The 16,986-nt window shown below is 71.8% G+C and carries 15 protein-coding genes; 8 read left to right on the forward strand and 7 right to left on the reverse strand.

Annotated elements, in window-relative coordinates; genetic code table 11:
• Window positions 1-46: 46 nt before the first annotated feature.
• The gene (locus tag OG246_RS18995) at window positions 47-697 is read right to left on the reverse strand and encodes a class I SAM-dependent methyltransferase (protein ID WP_266463607.1); all 651 of its coding nucleotides are present in this window, start codon (window positions 695-697) and stop codon (window positions 47-49) included.
• Between the two features lie 113 nt (window positions 698-810).
• Complete coding sequence (locus tag OG246_RS19000; protein WP_266463612.1) at window positions 811-2,550, reverse strand: MFS transporter; 1,740 nt, start codon at window positions 2,548-2,550, stop codon at window positions 811-813.
• A 223-nt stretch (window positions 2,551-2,773) separates the two neighbouring features.
• Here OG246_RS19000 and OG246_RS19005 point away from each other — a divergent pair, with 223 nt between their 5' ends.
• Complete coding sequence (locus OG246_RS19005; protein ID WP_266463614.1) at window positions 2,774-4,936, forward strand: acyl-CoA dehydrogenase; 2,163 nt, start codon at window positions 2,774-2,776, stop codon at window positions 4,934-4,936.
• Between the two features lie 88 nt (window positions 4,937-5,024).
• Here OG246_RS19005 and OG246_RS19010 read toward each other — a convergent pair whose 3' ends face one another.
• Window positions 5,025-5,657 (reverse strand): response regulator transcription factor, encoded by a 633-nt coding sequence (locus OG246_RS19010; protein WP_266464361.1) that lies wholly within the window; start codon window positions 5,655-5,657, stop codon window positions 5,025-5,027.
• Between the two features lie 5 nt (window positions 5,658-5,662).
• On the reverse strand, window positions 5,663-6,181 hold the full coding sequence (locus OG246_RS19015; protein WP_266463619.1) for a MarR family winged helix-turn-helix transcriptional regulator: 519 nt from the start codon (window positions 6,179-6,181) through the stop codon (window positions 5,663-5,665).
• A gap of 139 nt (window positions 6,182-6,320) precedes the next feature.
• Between OG246_RS19015 and OG246_RS19020 the strand changes: the two genes are divergently transcribed.
• Complete coding sequence (locus OG246_RS19020) at window positions 6,321-7,286, forward strand: zinc-binding alcohol dehydrogenase family protein (RefSeq protein ID WP_266463623.1); 966 nt, start codon at window positions 6,321-6,323, stop codon at window positions 7,284-7,286.
• On the opposite strand, the gene OG246_RS19025 is transcribed toward OG246_RS19020, so the two are convergent.
• Complete coding sequence (locus OG246_RS19025) at window positions 7,270-8,472, reverse strand: sensor histidine kinase (protein ID WP_266463627.1); 1,203 nt, start codon at window positions 8,470-8,472, stop codon at window positions 7,270-7,272. The genes OG246_RS19020 and OG246_RS19025 overlap by 17 nt on opposite strands.
• 340 nt (window positions 8,473-8,812) lie before the next feature.
• Here OG246_RS19025 and OG246_RS19030 point away from each other — a divergent pair, with 340 nt between their 5' ends.
• The 3 genes from OG246_RS19030 (at window position 8,813) to OG246_RS19040 (ending at window position 11,816) form a co-directional block, all read left to right on the forward strand.
• A complete protein-coding gene (locus tag OG246_RS19030) occupies window positions 8,813-9,688 on the forward strand; it encodes a MaoC/PaaZ C-terminal domain-containing protein (RefSeq protein ID WP_266463632.1) in 876 nt (291 codons plus the stop codon).
• A gap of 79 nt (window positions 9,689-9,767) precedes the next feature.
• Window positions 9,768-10,844, forward strand: a complete 1,077-nt coding sequence (locus OG246_RS19035; RefSeq protein WP_266463635.1) for a Zn-dependent alcohol dehydrogenase — start codon at window positions 9,768-9,770, stop codon at window positions 10,842-10,844.
• Window positions 10,845-10,877: 33 nt separating this feature from the next.
• Window positions 10,878-11,816, forward strand: coding sequence for a 3-oxoacyl-ACP reductase (locus OG246_RS19040; RefSeq protein WP_266463640.1), 939 nt, complete (start codon window positions 10,878-10,880; stop codon window positions 11,814-11,816).
• Window positions 11,817-11,959: 143 nt separating this feature from the next.
• On the opposite strand, the gene OG246_RS19045 is transcribed toward OG246_RS19040, so the two are convergent.
• Both OG246_RS19045 and OG246_RS19050 read right to left on the reverse strand, forming a co-directional pair.
• Entirely contained in the window at window positions 11,960-12,112 is a 153-nt protein-coding gene (locus OG246_RS19045) for a hypothetical protein (RefSeq protein ID WP_266463643.1), read from the reverse strand.
• Window positions 12,113-12,157: 45 nt separating this feature from the next.
• Complete coding sequence (locus tag OG246_RS19050; RefSeq protein WP_266463646.1) at window positions 12,158-13,597, reverse strand: hypothetical protein; 1,440 nt, start codon at window positions 13,595-13,597, stop codon at window positions 12,158-12,160.
• A 278-nt stretch (window positions 13,598-13,875) separates the two neighbouring features.
• On the opposite strand from OG246_RS19050, the gene OG246_RS19055 reads away from it, so the two are divergent.
• From OG246_RS19055 to OG246_RS19065, 3 genes are read left to right on the forward strand one after another with little or no spacing between them, the layout of a single operon-like run.
• Complete coding sequence (locus tag OG246_RS19055) at window positions 13,876-14,727, forward strand: Nif3-like dinuclear metal center hexameric protein (protein ID WP_266463649.1); 852 nt, start codon at window positions 13,876-13,878, stop codon at window positions 14,725-14,727.
• Complete coding sequence (locus tag OG246_RS19060) at window positions 14,724-15,467, forward strand: zinc ribbon domain-containing protein (RefSeq protein WP_266464365.1); 744 nt, start codon at window positions 14,724-14,726, stop codon at window positions 15,465-15,467. The genes OG246_RS19055 and OG246_RS19060 overlap by 4 nt, the downstream gene beginning before the upstream one ends.
• Before the next feature lie 21 nt (window positions 15,468-15,488).
• Window positions 15,489-16,979 (forward strand): bifunctional RNase H/acid phosphatase, encoded by a 1,491-nt coding sequence (locus OG246_RS19065; RefSeq protein ID WP_266463651.1) that lies wholly within the window; start codon window positions 15,489-15,491, stop codon window positions 16,977-16,979.
• The last annotated feature ends 7 nt before the right edge of the window (window positions 16,980-16,986 follow it).

The raw sequence follows: 16,986 nt of genomic DNA on the forward strand, positions 1-16,986 counted from the left end.
GAGGCCGCGTCCGTCTCCAGCCAATTTCCACTGGGCGGGCCGGGCCTCAGATCCCCGGCCCGGTACGCCGCAGCACCCGCAGCGAGTCCGTCACCGACACCTCCGTGAACGCGCCGGACTCCAGGGCCCGGAGGTAGACGCGGTACGGAGCCTGCCCGGTGAACTCGTCCACCGGGTCCGGGAACACGTCGTGGATCAGCAGCAGCCCGCCCTCGGCGACGTGCGGCGCCCAGCCCTCGTAGTCGCCGGACGCGTGCTCGTCGGTGTGACCGCCGTCGATGAAGACGAGGCCGAGGGGGGACTTCCAGAACGTGGCGATCTGCGGCGAGCGGCCGACGACCGCGACCACGTGGTCCTCAAGGCCCGCCTTGTGGAGGGTGCGGCGGAAGGCCGGGAGCGTGTCCATGAGGCCGAGTTCCGGGTCGACCGTCGTCGGGTCGTGGTACTCCCACCCGGGCTGCTGCTCCTCGCTGCCCCGGTGGTGGTCGACCGTGATCGCCGTGACTCCGGCCCCGCGCGCCGCGTCGGCGAGCAGGATCGTGGAGCGCCCGCAGTACGTGCCGACCTCCAGGAGCGGCAGCCCCAGCCGGCCGGCCTCGACGGCGGCCTCGTACAGCGCGAGCCCCTCGCCCGTGGGCATGAACCCCTTGGCGGCCTCGAAGGCGGCGAGAATCTCCGGCTTGGGTGCCGCGGGCATGGGGTTCCTCCATGGAAGCAGTACGGAACAGGGCGTACGTGTGTGTGGGCGCCCCATGGTGCACCAACACCCCCGTCGCCTGGGCGACGGGGGTGCACAGAACACACGACAGCTCAGGCCCGAACGGCCTCGCCCGGCAGCGCCAGGTCCACGTCGACCGCACGGTCGTCCCCGGCGTGCGTCGCCGACGAGGCGAGCGGGCCGTGGCCTGTGGCCTTGGCGGCCAGGACGTACGGGCCCTCGGCGGGTACGGCGAGCGCGTAGCTGCCGTCCTCCGCGGAGAGGGTCGCGCCCGCCTGGCGGCCGCGCCGGTCGATGAGGGTGACCTTGGCGCGGGCGACGGGGTCGCCGCCGGCGTCGAGGACCCGGCCGCGGAAGCCGCCGAGAATCTCCTGCGCCCGCTCCAGGGCGGCGTCCTCCTCGCTGCTGGCGCGCAGCTGCGGCGCGGTCGCCGGGCGTCCGCGGGGCAGGAAGAGGGCCATCAGCAGGCCGACGGCGACGGCGCCGGTGGCGATCAGGAAGGAGACCCGGAAGCCGTGCATGGTGGGGACGGCGACGCCCCCGACGTTGTTGGCCGTGTTGGCGAGGACCATGCCGATGACGGCGCTGGACACGGACGTACCGATCGAGCGCATCAGGGTGTTGAGGCCGTTGGCGGCGCCGGTCTCCGAGGCGGGGACAGCGCCGACGATCAGCGCGGGGAGCGAGGAGTACGCGAGGCCGATGCCCGCGCCCAGGACCACCGCGATGACGATGGTCTGCCAGGCGGCGCTCATCAGGCCGAGGCCCGCGCCGTAGCCGATCGCGATGATCAGCATGCCGAGGATCAGGGTGACCTTGGGGCCGTACTTCGCGGAGATCTTGGCGTACACCGGCGCCGTGAACATCATCGTCAGGCCGAGCGGCGCCACGCACAGGCCCGCGACGACCATCGACTGGCCGAGGCCGTAGCCGGTGGACTTCGGCAGCTGGAGCAGCTGCGGCAGGACGAGCGAGACGGCGTAGAAGGCGACGCCGACCATGATCGAGGCGAGGTTGGTGAAGAGCACCGCGCGGCGGGCGGTGGTGCGCAGGTCCACCAGCGGGGCCTTCACGCGCAGCTCCATCACGCCCCACAGGAGGAGGACGACGGCCGCGGCGCCGAACAGGCCGAGCGTGGTGACCGAGGTCCAGCCCCAGTCGCTGCCCTTGGTGATCGGCAGCAGGAAGAGGATGAGGCCCGCGGAGAGTCCTATCGCGCCGAGGACGTCGAAGGTGCCCTTGGCGCGCATCGGGGACTCCGGTACGGCGACGAGGGTGAGGACGATCGAGACGATGCCCAGCCCTGCGGCCAGGAAGAAGAGGGCGTGCCAGTCGGCGTGCTGCGCGACCAGGGCCGCGAGCGGCAGTGCGAGTCCGCCGCCGACGCCGATCGAGGAGCTCATCAGGGCCATCGCCGAGCCGAGCTTCTCGCGGGGCAGCATGTCGCGCATCAGACCGATGCCCAGCGGGATCGCGCCCATGGCGAAGCCCTGGAGGGACCGGCCGACGATCATCACGAGGAGCTGGCTGGTGAAGCCGGCGATCAGTGAGCCGACGACCATCACGGACAGGCTCAGGAGCAGCATGCGCCGCTTGCCGTACAGGTCACCGAGGCGGCCCATGATCGGCGTGGCCACGGCTCCCGCGAGCAGGGTCGAGGTCATCACCCAGGTGGCGTTGCTGGGCGCGGTGCCGAGCAGCTCCGGCAGGTCCTTGATGACCGGCACCAGCAGGGTCTGCATCACCGCGACAACGATGCCCGCGAAGGCGAGCACCGGCACGATCGCGCCGCTCGGCCTCCGCGTGGGCTGTTCTGTCGTCGTGTGCGTCATTACGTGAGGCCTCCAGGCCGGAAGAGATTCAGGGGTGGGTGATCCGTGCGGGATACGTGCAAGGTGAACCCGGTGTGCCCGGGCAACTATTCCGATGCTTCATCCTGCTAACGAATTCTTGACCGAGTCATGAGGATCTGACCTACCGTCAGAATGGAACGTGTTCTAGTCTTGCGCGCACCTCGGGGGAAATCCCCGGGTCCAGGTCCTTGGGGAGGCACGCATGGGCGGCGTCGGCATCGGGATCACACCGGAGCAGCGGGAACTGGCCGAGGCGGTACGCGGCTGGATCGCGCGGGCCGCGCCGCCCGAGGAGATCCGCAAACTGCTCGACGCGCCGGGAAGCGGCAGACCCTCCTACTGGGACGGACTCGCCGCGCAGGGGCTGCTCGCCGTGCACCTTCCGGAGGCGTACGGCGGTGGGGGCGGGAGCCTCGTAGATCTCGCCGTGGTCGTGGAGGAGGCCGCGCGGGGGGCGTTACCCGGGCCGTACGCCGCGAGCGTGCTGGCGTCGGTGGTGCTGGCGCGGGCGGGGGCGTACGGGCTGGTCCGGGCCTTGGGGGAGGGGTCGCGGATCGGGGCCGTGGCCCTGGACGCGGGGACGCTGACCGCCGTGGCCGCGGGTGAGGGGTTCGTGCTCGACGGGACGGCGCCGCCCGTGCTGTCGGGCGCCGACGCGGATCTGCTGGTTCTGGCGGCCTCGGGGCCCGGGGACGGAACGGTGTGGGTGGCGGTGGACGCCGCGGATCTCCTCGTACGGCCCCACGAGAGCGCCGATCCGACGCGGGCGACCGCCGAGGTACGGGCCCAGGGGGTGCGGGTCCCGGCCGACCGCGTCCTCGCCGTCGGCTCGACTCTGGTCCGCGACCTCGCCGTCGTCGTCCTCGCGGCGGACGCCTGCGGCACTGCCGCCTGGGCGCTGGACACCGCCGCCGAGTACGCCAAGGTCCGCGAACAGTTCGGCCACCCCATCGGCCGCTTCCAGGGCGTGAAGCACCTGTGCGCCGACATGCTCGTACGGGTCGAGCAGGCACGAGCGCTCACCTGGGACGCGGCGCGGGCTTCCCAGGAGCCCGACGGCGTACGGGAGTCGGTCTCCGCCCTTGCGGCCGGGGTCGCCCTCGACGCCGCGTACTCCTGCGCCAAGGACTGCGTGCAGATCCTCGGCGGGATCGGGTTCACCTGGGAGCACGACGCCCACCTGTATCTCCGACGGGCCCTGGTGGCACGGCAGTTGCTCGGCCCCGGGGACGGACACCTGCGGCGGGCGGCCGGGCTCGCGCGGGACGGCGTACGGCGGGAACTGCGCCTGGAGCTGCCCGAGGAGGCGTCCGCGTACCGGGCGGAGGCGCGGGAGGCGATCGGGGGCGCGCACGGACTCGATCCCGCGGCCGTACGACGCTTGCTGGCACCCACCGGATATGCCGCCCCGCACCTGCCCCCGCCGTACGGGCTGGGTGCCGGCCCCGTTCAACAGCTCGCCGTACAGCAGGAGTTGGCGGCGGCGGACGTACGGATCAGCGGCCTGGGCATCGCCACCTGGGTCGTACCCTCCCTCGTCGCGTACGGGAGCGACCGGCAGAAGGAGCGCTACCTCCTGCCGACCCTGCGCGGGGACCTGCTCTGGTGCCAGCTCTTCTCGGAGCCGGACGCCGGGTCCGACCTCGCGTCGCTGCGCACCCGCGCCGAGCGGACCGCCGACGGGCGCTGGCGCGTCAACGGGCAGAAGGTGTGGACGAGTTCGGCGCGCTGGGCGGACCACGGGATCCTCCTCGCCCGGACGAATCCGGCGGCGCCCAAGCACCAAGGGCTCACCTACTTCGTCGTCGACATGAAGAACACCGACGGCATCGACATCCGCCCCCTGAAGGAGATCACCGGCGACTCCCTCTTCAACGAGGTCTATTTCAACGACGTGCTGCTCCCCGCGGACGCGGTCGTCGGCGAGGTCGACGACGGCTGGCGGGTCGCCCGCAACACACTGGGCAACGAACGTGTGCACATGGCCGACCAGTTGGACTTCGGTGCGGGGCTTGAGGCGTTGATCGCCCGCGGGGACGGGGTTGATGCGGCTCGTCTCGGCGCGCTGATCGCCGAGGCGCACGCGTTGGCATGCATCGGGCTGCGGACGACTCTGCGGCAGGTTTCGGGGGTGGAGCCGGGGGCCGGGGCCTCGGTGCGGAAGTTGATCCAGACTGTGCATCGACAGAAGGTTGCCGAGCTGGGGCTCGAAGTCCTTGGTGCTGCGGGGGCGTTGCGTGAGGGGGTGGGGGAGCGGGCCGTGCATGGGTTTCTGTTGTCCCGGTGTCTGACCATCGCCGGTGGCACGACGCAGGTTCAGTTGAATGTTGTTGCTGAGCGGATTCTTGGGTTGCCGCGGGATTAGGAGCTGTCGTGTGTGTCGCCTGCGGGTGCGTTGTGGCTGGTCGCGCAGTTCCCCGCGCCCCTGAAGGGGCGCTCCCGAACCCGGTGTGTCAGAGCCACCCTTGCTGCCGGGCCTCCCGCATCGCCTCCATGCGGTTGCGGGTGGACGTCTTGCCGATGGCGGCGGAGAGGTAGTTGCGGACGGTCGACTCGGAGAGGTTGAGCTTGGTCGCGATGTCGGCGACGGTGGCGCCGTCCGCCGAGGCGTTCAGGACGTCGCACTCGCGGGCGGTGAGCGGGTTGGGCCCGGCGCTCAGCGCGACCGCGGCGAGCGCGGGATCGATCACGGTCTCACCGGTCAGCACCCGCCGGATCGCCTGGGCGAGCTCCTCCACGGGGCCGTCCTTGACGAGGAAGCCCGCGGCCCCCGCCTCCATGGCCCGTCGCAGATACCCGGGGCGGCCGAAGGTCGTGAGGATCAGGACCCGGCAGTCGGGCGCCTGGTCGCGCAGCTCGGCCGCCGCGTCCAGCCCGCTCATCCCCGGCAACTCGATGTCCAGCAGCGCCACATCGGGCCGGTGCGTCAACGCCGCGTCCACGATCGCGTCCCCCGCCGACACCTGCGCCACCACCTGGATGTCCGCCTCCATCCCCAGCAGCAGAGCGAGCGCGCCCCGCATCATTCCCTGATCCTCCGCGAGCAGGACGCGAATGGACTTGGCGGGCCGGTGATCCCGGGGCATCTCGTTCACGGGGTCAGGGTATGGCTCGGGGGCCGCTGGAGGAGTTTTGCGGACAGGGTGCGGATCTGGGCGTGTTCGGCCGTGGTCAGGGGCGCGGTCAGGGCGGCGATCCGCTGGTCCACCTCGGTGGTGCAGCGGTCGGTGAGCTGCCGGCCGAGCGGGGTGAGAGCGACCAGGACGGCGCGGCCGTCGTCGGGTGAGGGCAGGCGCTGGACCAGGCCGCGTTTCTCGGCGCGGGTGACCAGGCCGGTCATGGAGGACTTGTCCAGGCCCAGGTGACGGGCGAGTTCGAGCATGCCGGGGCGGCGGTCGCGCAGGATGCCGAGGAGGCGGACCTGGATCAGGGACAGGTCGTGGTTGGCGGCGATACCCGTCACGACGCCTTGGACCAGGAACGACAGCTGGATCAGGGCGTCCGCGGTGGTCTGCGGTTCGGCGGTGCCTTGCGGTTCATCGGGCCGCAGGCCACCTGCAGCGACTGCCGGGGCCGGATCCGGGGTGGGGCTGGGGGAGCTTGGGCTCATCGTGGCTGCCTCCGCTTGACTTAGTACGTGACGCAAACTAACTTCGAAGTAGTACGCGACACAAACTACTTCCACTGTTGCGCAAAAGTAGTACGCGCCGCAAACCATACGTGTGTCCACTCGATCCAGGAGGTCAGCCATGTACGCCGCCGTCGTCCACTCCTTCGACGCCCCGCCCCGCTTCGACACCATCGACACACCCCGGCCCGACGGGGAGCACGAGATCCTGGTGGACGTCCTGGCCGCCGGTCTCCACCCGCGGGTGCGCTCCGACGCCGACGGCACCCACTACACCTCCGGCGGCGTCCTGCCCCTGGTCCCGGGCATCGACGCGGTCGGCCGCACCCCGCAAGGGGAGCTCCTCTACTTCGTGGCCCCCGACACCGCCCTGGGCACCATGGCCGAGCAGGCCGTCGTCGACCGCCGCCGCGCCATCACCCTGCCGGCCGGCGCCGACCCGGTCGCGGTGGCCGCCGCGATGAACCCCGGCATGTCCTCCTGGGTCGCCCTGCGCCGCCGCGTCACTCTCGAGCCCGGCGCCCGCGTCCTGATCCTGGGCGCGACGGGCAACTCCGGACAGCTCGCCGTCCAGATCGCCAAGCACCTCGGCGCCGCCCATGTCGTGGCCGCCGGCCGCGACCCCGAGCGCCTGGACCTCCTGCCCGGCCTCGGCGCGGACGAGACCGTCTCCCTGCTGGGCGACCCCGAGAAGGTCGCCGACCAGCTCGGCCGGAGCGCGGGAGACGCGGACGTCGTCATCGACTACCTGTGGGGCCCGGTCGCCGAACACGCCATGCCCGCCCTGCTCGCCGCCCGCCCCGAGCGCGCCAAGCCGCTGGCCTGGATCCAGATCGGCTCCATGGCAGGCGCGGAGATCACCCTGCCCTCCTACCTGCTGCGTGCGGCGAACCTCCAGATCATGGGCAGTGGCCAGGGCTCGGTGACCACCGCCGGAATCGTCGCCGAACTGCCCTCGCTCGCCACGGAGATCGCCTCCGGCACCCTGGCCGTCGACCCGCTCGCCCTTCCCCTCTCGGGGGTCGAGCGGGCGTGGAGCACCCCCACGGCGCCTGGTCAGCGCATCGTGCTCACCCCTGCTGACTGACCAGCTGCGGTTCCAGCGGATCCCTCAACCCCTCCGGATCCACCGGCAGTTCCGCCGACACCGTGAACCCGCCCCGCGAACCCGGTCCCGCCTCCAGCGAGCCGCCCGCCGCCGCGAGCCGTTCCTTGAGGCCCTTGAGGCCGGTGCCCGCGACGGGCTCCTGGACGGGGGTGGAGGCGCCGGTGCCGTCGTCCGTGATGGTCAGGCGGACGCGTTCGGGGGTGCCGTCGACGGTGATGTCACAGCGGGCGGCGCCGCTGTGCCGTACGACGTTGGTGACGGCCTCGCGGACCACCCAGCCGAGGAGGGCCTCGGTCTGGGGCGCCAGGGGCGTGCCCGACCGGCGGACGGCGGGCTCGACTCCCGCGGCGGACAGCATCGAGCGGGCGCCGTCCAGCTCCGTGGCGAGGCTGCCCGTGCGGTAGCCGGTGACCGCCTCGCGGATCTCCGTGAGGGCCTGGCGTCCGACCGACTCGATGTCCGTGACCTGGACGAGCGCCGCGGTCAGGTCACGGTGGGCCAGCCGGCGGGCCGCCTCCGACTTCACGACGATCACCGAGAGCGTGTGGCCCAGCAGGTCGTGCAGGTCGCGGGAGAAACGCAGCCGCTCCTTCTCGACCGCGCGGCGCGCCAACTCCTCGCGGGCGGCGCGCAGTTCCCGTACCGCGTCGGAGAGGGACAGGATCGCGGCGGTCACCGCGGTGGACAGGAAGGTGCCGTACGCGATGTTGATCGCGGCCCAGCCCTCGTGGAACCAGCCGATGGTCCCGGCGAGCACGCTCAGGCCGACGGCGAGGCGGCCCAGGAGCTTGCCCCGGACCACCGAGCCCACGGCGAGGCCGAGCAGCGGGAAGAACCACAGCCAGGAGTCGCCGTAGCCGATGGCGAGACCGCAGGTCAGCAGGCCCATCAGGACGAGCGCCACCCGGGTGGAACGGGCCTGGCGCCACTCCTTCGCGAAGGCGCGGAACACCACATGGATGTAGAGGGTGTTGAAGGCGAGCAAACCCAGGCCGCCGATCCAGGGGTTCGGCGTCTTGCCCTGGACGAGGTTGGAGAACGCGCCCATGCCCATCAGCAACCACGGCAGCATCGTGAAGCCGCTGGGCGGCGGGCCGATGTCGTCGGGTCGCGCCTCCCCGGACTTCCGAAGGGTGGCGGTGTTGCAGTTCTTCTTCCAGGCCATCGCTTCTCCCCCTGGTCCATCTTGTCCGTGCGATGAGTAAGACGCTACGGATCAGGGGCGCCGCCCGGCCAGATGCGTTTGTAAGGAGTTGGGCGGGACAAATGTCATGGCTCGTCGATCCGGCACAGATCTGACATGGTGTCAGGAGGCTTCACAACTACTGGGCGCTGGGCTATACAAGGGGTCGCCGGACTGGAACGCGTTCTAGAAGAGGCGCTTTCCACGGCCCAGTGTCGACCTCGGTGCGGCCGACGGTGCGGACGGCCGCACCGGGGTCTCCATGCCACAACCGTCTCCATGCCACAACCGGATGACGTACGCGCTAGCGATCAGGAGTCCCATGCCCATTGACGCCGCCAAGGCCGTCGCCGCCGAGCCCCGGGCCGGAGAGATCGCCTGGAATCACAAGGACGTCCAGCTCTACCACCTCGGCGTCGGCGCGGGCGCCAATCCCGACAGGCCGAGCCCCGCGACCGACCCGGACGAGCTGCGCTACACCCTGGAGTCCAGGCTGCACGTCCTGCCGAGCTTCGTGACCGTCGCGGGCGCGGGCTCCCCGGGCGTGATCGGCGGCCTCTCCATGCCCGGCGTCGAAGTCGACCTCGCCCGCGTCCTGCACGGCGGCCAGAGCATCCGGCTGCACCGCCCGATCCCGGTCGAGGGCAGGGCGACGACCACCTCGCGGATCGCCGCCGTGTACGACAAGGGCAAGGCCGCGATCCTCGTCATGCGCACCGAAGTCACCGACACCGAGGGCCCGTTGTGGACGAACGACGCCCAGATCTTCGTACGCGGGGAAGGCGGCTGGGGCGGCGACCGCGGCCCCTCCGCCCGCCTCGAACCACCAACAGGCCCCGCGGACAAGACCGTTGACCGCCCGGTCCGCGAGGACCAGGCCCTGCTCTACCGGCTCTCCGGCGACTGGAACCCGCTGCACGCCGACCCCGAGTTCGCCAAACTCGCCGGGTTCGACCGGCCGATCCTGCACGGGCTGTGCACATACGGGATGACGCTCAAGGCGGTCGTCGACACGCTGCTCGGCGGGGACGTGACCCGCGTCCGCTCGTACTCCACGCGCTTCGCCGGTGTCGTCTTCCCCGGCGAGACCCTGCGCATCCGGATGTGGCGGCGGGACGCCGGGGTCCAGGTGACGGTGACCGCGGTCGAACGGGACGAGGCGCCGGTCCTCGCCGACACCCTCGTCGAGCACGCCTGACAGTCGTACGTACCTCCGTGACGTTCTTCCAGGACGTCCTTCCTGATCCGGCACGTCCTTCCTGAGGGGAGCCGCACCAATGCGCGCAGCCGTACAGCACGAGATAGGCCAGGACAAACTGGAAGTCCACGACGACGTCGAGGCCGTGGGCTTCGGTCCAGGCAGGGTCAGGATCCGGGTACGGGCCACGGGGCTGTGCCACTCGGACCTGTCGGCGATGAACGGCGTGCTGCCGCAGCCCGCGCCGTTCGTGCCCGGACACGAGGGCGCCGGTGAGGTCGTCGAGGTCGGCGAGGGCGTCACCAACGTCAAGCCCGGCGACCGCGTCGTCGTCTGCTGGCTGCCGGCCTGCGGAGTCTGTCCCGCCTGCAAGCGCGGCCAGACCGAACTGTGCCTGGCCGGGTTCATGAACGCCGGCACGCCCAACTTCAAGCGCCCCGGCGGAGACGTCTTCGGCTTCGCGGGCACCGGCACCTTCGCCGAGGAGGTCGTCGTCGACGCCGGGTGCGCGGTGCCGATCCCCGACGACGTGCCCTTCGACATCGCCGCCCTCATCGGCTGCGGGGTCACCACCGGACTCGGCGCCGCCCTCAACACCGCCGACGTGGAAGCCGGTTCGTCGGTCGCCGTCATCGGCTGCGGCGGCGTCGGCATCTCCGCGATCCAGGGCGCGCGACTCAAGGGCGCCGCCGAGATCGTCGCCGTCGACCCGGTCGCCTCCCGCCGCGAGGCCGCGCTGAGGTTCGGCGCCACCCATGCCGTCTCCCCGGACGAACTCGCCGACGCCAAGCAGCGGATCACCGCGGGCGAGGGCTTCGACTACGTCTTCGAGGTCGTCGGCCGCTCGGCCACCGCCCGCACCGCGTACGAGAACACCCGGCGCGGCGGCACCCTCGTCATCGTCGGCGCGGGCGCCATGGACGACTACCTCCAGCTCAACATGTTCGAGCTGTTCTTCGACGAGAAGCGGATCCTGCCCTCGATGTACGGCGGCGGAGACGTCCTGCGTTCCTACGAGCGGACCGTCGCCCTGTGGCGTGCGGGGCGCATCGACCTGGAGGGCCTGATCACCCACCGGGTGCCGCTGGCCGAGATCAACGAGGCGCTCGACCAGATGCGGACGGGCACGGCGCTGCGTACGTGCATCGAGATCTGAACCCGCCGATCCTCACAACCCCTAAGGACCTTGATGTCACTGCCACTTGAGGGGCTGGCTGCGATCGTCACCGGCGCGGGGCGCGGGCTCGGACGCGTCGAGGCGCTCGAACTCGGCCGGCTCGGTGCGGCCGTCGTCGTCAACGACTACGGCCAGTCCGGGCGCGACGGTTCCGGCGCGGCGTCGGCCGGCCCCGCGGAGGAGGTCGCCGCCGAGATCCGTGACGCGGGCGGGCGGGCCGTCGCCCACACCGGCGACGTCGCCGACCACGAACAGGCCCGAGAACTGGTCGAGTTGGCGGTCGCCGAGTTCGGGAAGCTCGACATCCTGGTCAACAACGCGGGCATCCTGCGTGACCGGATGGTCTTCTCGATGTCGGAGGGCGAGTGGGACTCGGTCATCCGGGTGCACCTGAAAGGCCACTTCAACACGACCCACTTCGCGTCCGTCCACTGGCGGGCGCGGTCCAAGGCGGCGGGCGGGCCGGTGTACGGGCGGATCGTGAATACCTCCTCGGAGGCGTTCCTCGCGGGCTCGGCCGGACAGCCCAACTACGCTGCGGCCAAAGGGGGGATCGTGGGGCTGACCACGTCCACGGCGCTGGCTCTCGCCAAGTACGGCGTGACCGCGAACGCGATCTGCCCGCGCGCCCGGACCCGTATGACGCAGGACGTGTTCGCCGGTCTCGCCGAGCCCGACGACGGCCTCGACCCGCTCGCCCCCGAGCATGTCGCCCCGCTCGTCGGCTACTTGGCCTCGCCCGCCGCCGCGCAGGTCAACGGTCAGCTGCTCGTCGTGCACGGCGGCATGGTCGCGGTCGTCGAACGGCCGCGGGTGGCAGCCAAGTTCGACAGCAAACAGGACACCTTCACCTACGACGAGCTGGACGCGCTGCTCACCCCGCACTACGCCGGGCGGCCGACGGGGGAGACGTTCGCGGCGGCGGAGGTGTTGGGGCTCAAGCGCGGGTAGCCCTTTTGCGGGCGGCAACTGGACTGGGGCATACGGGCGGCTACTGGCTGCCGGTTACTGGCTTGGTGCACGGAACGGCCCCGCTCGCTGTGCAGCGAGCGGGGCCGTGGAGTTGCCTTGCCGATTGTGACCGTGACCAGTCGTCAGGCCCTGTTGCCCTGGTCGGACGGCTTGCGGTGGCGGCCCTGCGGGGTCGCGTCCGCGTCCCCGCCGGAGACCACCGGGCCGCGGTGCTTGCCGTGGCCCTCGGCCTGGGCGTCAGTCGTCGGCCATTCCATCGTGCTGGTGTCGCTCATCTGGTGTTCACCCCGTAAACAAGATCCTTCTTGTGCCGGGGGATTCTAACCAGGGGCCAAGGCCGGGGTTTCGGTGGGTGTGCTTTTTTCGCCCCCTCCGCCCCTACCCGTCCCGTTCCTGGGGGCTGCCGCCCCCAGACCCCCGCTGTCGGCCTGGACGGCCTCGTCCTCAAACGCCGGACGGGCTGGGGGTGTTGCTGGACGGGCTAGGGGTGGCGCCGGATGGTCTGGGGGTGTTGCCGCGCGGGCTGGGGGCGGCGCTGGACGTGCTGGGGGTGTTGCCGCGCGGGCCGGGGGTGTTGCCGCATGGGCCGGGAGTGGCGCCGGACTGGGTGGAAGTGCCGCTCGGCTTGTCAAAGGTGCCTGTTGGAGAGGGACCGGGCGGGGTGTGGCCGCCCGTTCCGGCTCCGGCTCCGGGGGAGCGGGCGTGGCCCTCTCCGGTTGTGCCGCGGGCGCCTGCACCTTCGCCACCCCGTACGCCACCGTCCCCGTCGCGTACGGCAGTTGGAGCACGCCCTCCCTGCTCCACAGGCCCGCCCCCGTCAACCACCCCTCGGGCGCCGGGAGATGGTGGACCTGTCGTTCGGAGGGGCGCCACAGGCCCACCCAGGTGCCGGACGGGCCGTCGATACGCAGGGCGACCGAACAGTTCTCCGGCATCAGTACCTGGCCGGGCTGGATCGCGAACGGGGTCACCGCGCAGTCAGCCGGGTGGAGGCTCTCCGGGAAGCGGACCGGCAGGGTGCTGCCGAGGACACCCCAGCCGAGGCGGTCGTGGCCCGGGGACGGGGCGTCGGAGCGGATGAGGAGCAGCCCGCTGTCGGGGTCCGCGAGGAGCAGCCGGTCGTTGCTGGTCTCGGCGATCTGGAGCAGGGGGGACATCTCGCCGCCGCGCTCCAGGTCGACGACGACCGTCTTGGTACGGCCGTCCTGGCAGCGGTCCAGGGCAAGGAGGCGTCCCGTGCCGTCCAGCCACACCCCGCCCGCGCAGCGGCCCGGCACCTCGGCCAGATGCTCGGGCCCGAACGCGCCGCCCGCCACCAGCCACACCGCCGTGGACCCCCGTCCCACGGCGAGGGCGTACGCGCGATCCCCGTCCGGCGCGGGCGGCAGCAGCCGCAGCCGGGTGCCCTGGTCCGGACACTCCACCGCGCCGAGCGGCAGCTCGCCGGTGCCCGGCCCGGTCGGGTACAGCAGCGAGAACGCGTGCCGCCCGTCCGCCTCGCGGTGGATCAGCACCCGGCCGTCGGTCAGCGGCAGCACCTCGGTGCCGGGCTCCTCCGGCTGGTGGGCGGGCAGCGGTACTGCGTACGGCTCGGCGCCGTCCAGGGTCCAGCGCTCCGGGTACCAGGACTGGGACTCGCCGTCGAGGGCGAGGCGTGCCGCGTACGTTCCGTCAGCGGTGATCACGCAGGCGGGGCGGGCGGCCGGCTCGTTCTCGTTCTCAGCCGCCCCGTTCCCGGGTTCGGTGGCACAGGCCGTCATCGTTCGGTCACCTCCGGCCACGAAACTAGTTTTCGCACGCACAGACGTGGGACCGGCGGGCGCACGTTTCACACATAAGGATGGCCATGTCCCGATTCGCCTGAGGGAACGGGGGCGGATGTGCTGAACGGGACGGACGGCGGGGAAGGGAACAGGAGAGGGGAGCGGGGTGACCGCGGCCCGTCCGTCGCCGGGGACCCGGCCGATCCGTCGCCCGTGTCCTGGCGGAGTGGCCCGCGGCCGGTGGGGGACCGGCGTGAGCCAGGTAGCCTTTCCCCGTGCCCCGTCTGTCTGAAGTCATCGCCGCGCTCGACGCCCTCTGGCCCCCGGAGCGGGCCGAGGGATGGGATGCGGTCGGCACCGTCTGCGGCGACCCCGACCAGGAGGTCACGCGCGTACTGTTCGCCGTCGACCCCGTCCAGGACATCGTCGACGAGGCGGTGAAACTGGGCGCCGGCCTGCTCGTCACCCACCACCCGCTCTACCTTCGCGGTACGACGACGGTCGCGGCCGACACCTTCAAGGGCCGCGCCGTGCACACCCTGATCAAGAACGACATCGCGCTGCACGTCGCCCACACGAACGCCGACCGCGCCGATCCGGGAGTCTCCGACGCCCTCGCGGGCGCGCTCGACCTCCGGGTCGTACGCCCCCTCGTGCCGGACCCGACCGACCCTGAAGGCCGCCGGGGCCTCGGCCGCGTCTGTGAGCTGGACCACCCGCTCACCGTCCGCGAGCTCGCCGCCCGCGCCGCCGAGCGGCTGCCCGCCACCGCGCAGGGCATCCGTGTCGCGGGCGACCCCGAGGCCCTCGTACGGACCGTCGCGGTCAGCGGCGGCTCCGGCGACGGCCTCTTCGACGACGTACGCGCCGCGGGCGTGGACGCCTTCCTCACCGCGGACCTGCGCCACCATCCGGCGTCCGAAGCCCGCGCCCACAGTCCTCTCGCGCTGCTCGACGCGGCGCACTGGGCCACCGAGTGGCCCTGGTGCGAGCTGGCCGCCGCCCAGCTCGACGAGATCTCCGACCGGAAGGGATGGGGACTCCGCGTCCACGTCTCCAAGACGGTCACCGACCCCTGGACCGCCCACGCGGCCTCGACTACCGATACATCAGGAGCCCCCAACTGAACGCCGCGCCCGCCGACCAGATCCGACTCCTCGACGTCCAGTCCCTCGACGCGCGCCTTCAGCAGCTGGCGCACAAGCGCAGGTCGCTGCCCGAGCACACCGAGATCGAGTCGCTGAACAAGGACCTCACTCAACTGCGCGACCTGCTCGTCGCCGCGCAGACCGAGGAGGGTGACTGCGCCCGCGAGCAGACCAAGGCGGAGCAGGACGTCGACCAGGTGCGCCAGCGCGCCGTCCGCGACCAGAAGCGCCTCGACTCGGGTGCCGTGTCGTCCCCCAAGGACCTGGAGAACCTCCAGCGCGAGATCACCTCCCTCGCCAAGCGGCAGGGTGACCTGGAAGACGTCGTCCTGGAGATCATGGAACGCCGTGAGTCCGCGCAGGAGCGGTCCACCGAGCTGACCGGGAGGGTCTCCTCCGTCCAGTCGAAGATCGACGACGCGACCGCGCGCCGCGACGCTGCCTTTGAGTCGATCGACGGCGAGGTGGCCACCGCGACGAAGGAGCGCGAGGTCATCGCGGGCTCCGTCCCCGCCGACCTCCTCAAGCTCTACGACAAGCTGCGCCAGCAGCAGGGCGGCGTCGGTGCGGCCCGCCTCTACCAGCGCCGCTGCGAGGGCTGCCGCCTCGAGCTCAACATCACCGAGGTCAACGAAGTGAAGGCCGCGTCCCCGGACGCCGTCCTCCGCTGCGAGAACTGCCGCCGCATCCTGGTGCGCACGTCCGAGTCCGGCCTGTAAGACCTATAAGGAGCTTGTGCGGTGCGGGAGTTCATCGTCGAGGCCGACGGCGGTTCCCGGGGCAACCCGGGACCCGCGGGCTACGGCTCCGTGGTCATCGACGCGGCCACCGGGGAGACCCTGGCGGAGGCCGCCGAGTACATCGGCGTCGCCACCAACAACGTGGCCGAGTACCGCGGCCTGATCGCCGGCCTCAAGGCCGCCCGCGACCTTGACCCCTCCGCCCCGATCCGCGTCCGCATGGACTCCAAGCTCGTGGTCGAGCAGATGTCGGGCCGCTGGAAGATCAAACACCCCGACATGAAGCCCCTGGCGGCAGAGGCGGCCAGCATCCTCCCCCCGTCCCAGGTCACGTACGAGTGGATCCCGCGAGAGCAGAACAAGCACGCGGACCGACTCGCCAACGAGGCGATGGACGCAGGCAAGCGGGGCGAACAGTGGTCCCCGTCGGCGTCGACGGCGGACCTGGACACGAGGGCGTCGAGGCCGGCCGCACCTGAGCCCTCGGGCCCACCCGGGGACGCAACGGCGGGCGCGGCAAGGGTAAGGGCGGCAATGTCAGGGTCGGTGCCCTCAGACACACAGGGTGCGGCAGCGCCCCTTCAGGGGCGCGGGGAACTGCGCGACCAGCCCCCGACGACCCGCACTCCGAGGACTCCCGACAGTTCCCCGTCACCGGGAGGCGCAGCCCTTGGCGCGCCGGGCTCGGGAGCGCCCCTTCAGGGGCGCGGGGAACTGCGCGACCAGCCCCCGACGACCCGCACTCCGAAGACTCCCGCCAGCCCCCCGTCCGGCGGCGCAGCCGCAAAGGCCGAAGCCGACGTGCGGGCCGCGCGAAACGTGGCCACGACGGCCCCGTCAACAGGCTGGGGTTCAACCCCGGACATGGGCGCCCCCGCCACCTTCGTACTCCTACGCCACGGCGAGACCCCCCTCACCCCCCAGAAGCGATTCTCAGGCAGCGGCGGATCGGACCCGTCCCTGTCGGACGTAGGCCGAGACCAGGCCGAACGAGCCGCCACCGCACTGGCCGCCCGCGGCACGATCCAGGCGATCGTGGCGTCCCCCCTCACCCGCACAAGGCAGACCGCCGCAGCCGTAGCCGCCCGCCTGGGCCTCGACGTGACCGTCGAAGACGGCCTCCGCGAGACGGACTTCGGCGCCTGGGAGGGCATGACCTTCGCCGAGGTACGGGACCGCTACCCCGACGACCTGAACGCCTGGCTCGCGTCGCCGAAGGCCGAACCCACCGGCGGCGGCGAGAGCTTCGAGGCCACCGCCGGCCGTATGGCCATCACCCGCGACAAGCTCATCGCCGCGTACGCGGGCCGCACCGTCCTGCTCGTCACCCACGTCACCCCGATCAAGACCCTCGTACGCCTCGCGATCGGCGCCCCGCCGGAGTCCCTGTTCCGCATGGAGCTGTCCGCGGCCTCCCTCTCCGCGGTGGCGTACTACGCGGACGGCAACGCGAGCCTGCGCCTGTTCAACGACACGTCCCACCTCCGCTGAGGTTGCC

The organism is Streptomyces sp. NBC_00620 (assembly GCF_026341825.1).
Classification (GTDB): Bacteria; Actinomycetota; Actinomycetes; order Streptomycetales; family Streptomycetaceae; genus Streptomyces.

Bases quoted from the DNA above. Each gene is read 5' to 3' on its own strand.
- OG246_RS18995 (WP_266463607.1), bottom strand. From the start codon at position 697: ATGCCCGCGGCACCCAAGCCGGAGATTCTCGCCGCCTTCGAGGCCGCC.
- OG246_RS19000 (WP_266463612.1), bottom strand. From the start codon at position 2,550: ATGACGCACACGACGACAGAACAGCCCACGCGGAGGCCGAGCGGCGCG.
- OG246_RS19025 (WP_266463627.1), bottom strand. From the start codon at position 8,472: ATGGCCTGGAAGAAGAACTGCAACACCGCCACCCTTCGGAAGTCCGGG.
- OG246_RS19045 (WP_266463643.1), bottom strand. From the start codon at position 12,112: ATGAGCGACACCAGCACGATGGAATGGCCGACGACTGACGCCCAGGCC.
- OG246_RS19005 (WP_266463614.1), top strand. From the start codon at position 2,774: ATGGGCGGCGTCGGCATCGGGATCACACCGGAGCAGCGGGAACTGGCC.
- OG246_RS19035 (WP_266463635.1), top strand. From the start codon at position 9,768: ATGCGCGCAGCCGTACAGCACGAGATAGGCCAGGACAAACTGGAAGTC.
- OG246_RS19020 (WP_266463623.1), top strand. From the start codon at position 6,321: ATGTACGCCGCCGTCGTCCACTCCTTCGACGCCCCGCCCCGCTTCGAC.
- OG246_RS19040 (WP_266463640.1), top strand. From the start codon at position 10,878: ATGTCACTGCCACTTGAGGGGCTGGCTGCGATCGTCACCGGCGCGGGG.
- OG246_RS19030 (WP_266463632.1), top strand. From the start codon at position 8,813: ATGCCCATTGACGCCGCCAAGGCCGTCGCCGCCGAGCCCCGGGCCGGA.
- OG246_RS19050 (WP_266463646.1), bottom strand. From the start codon at position 13,597: ATGACGGCCTGTGCCACCGAACCCGGGAACGGGGCGGCTGAGAACGAG.
- OG246_RS19015 (WP_266463619.1), bottom strand. From the start codon at position 6,181: ATGAGCCCAAGCTCCCCCAGCCCCACCCCGGATCCGGCCCCGGCAGTC.
- OG246_RS19010 (WP_266464361.1), bottom strand. From the start codon at position 5,657: ATGCCCCGGGATCACCGGCCCGCCAAGTCCATTCGCGTCCTGCTCGCG.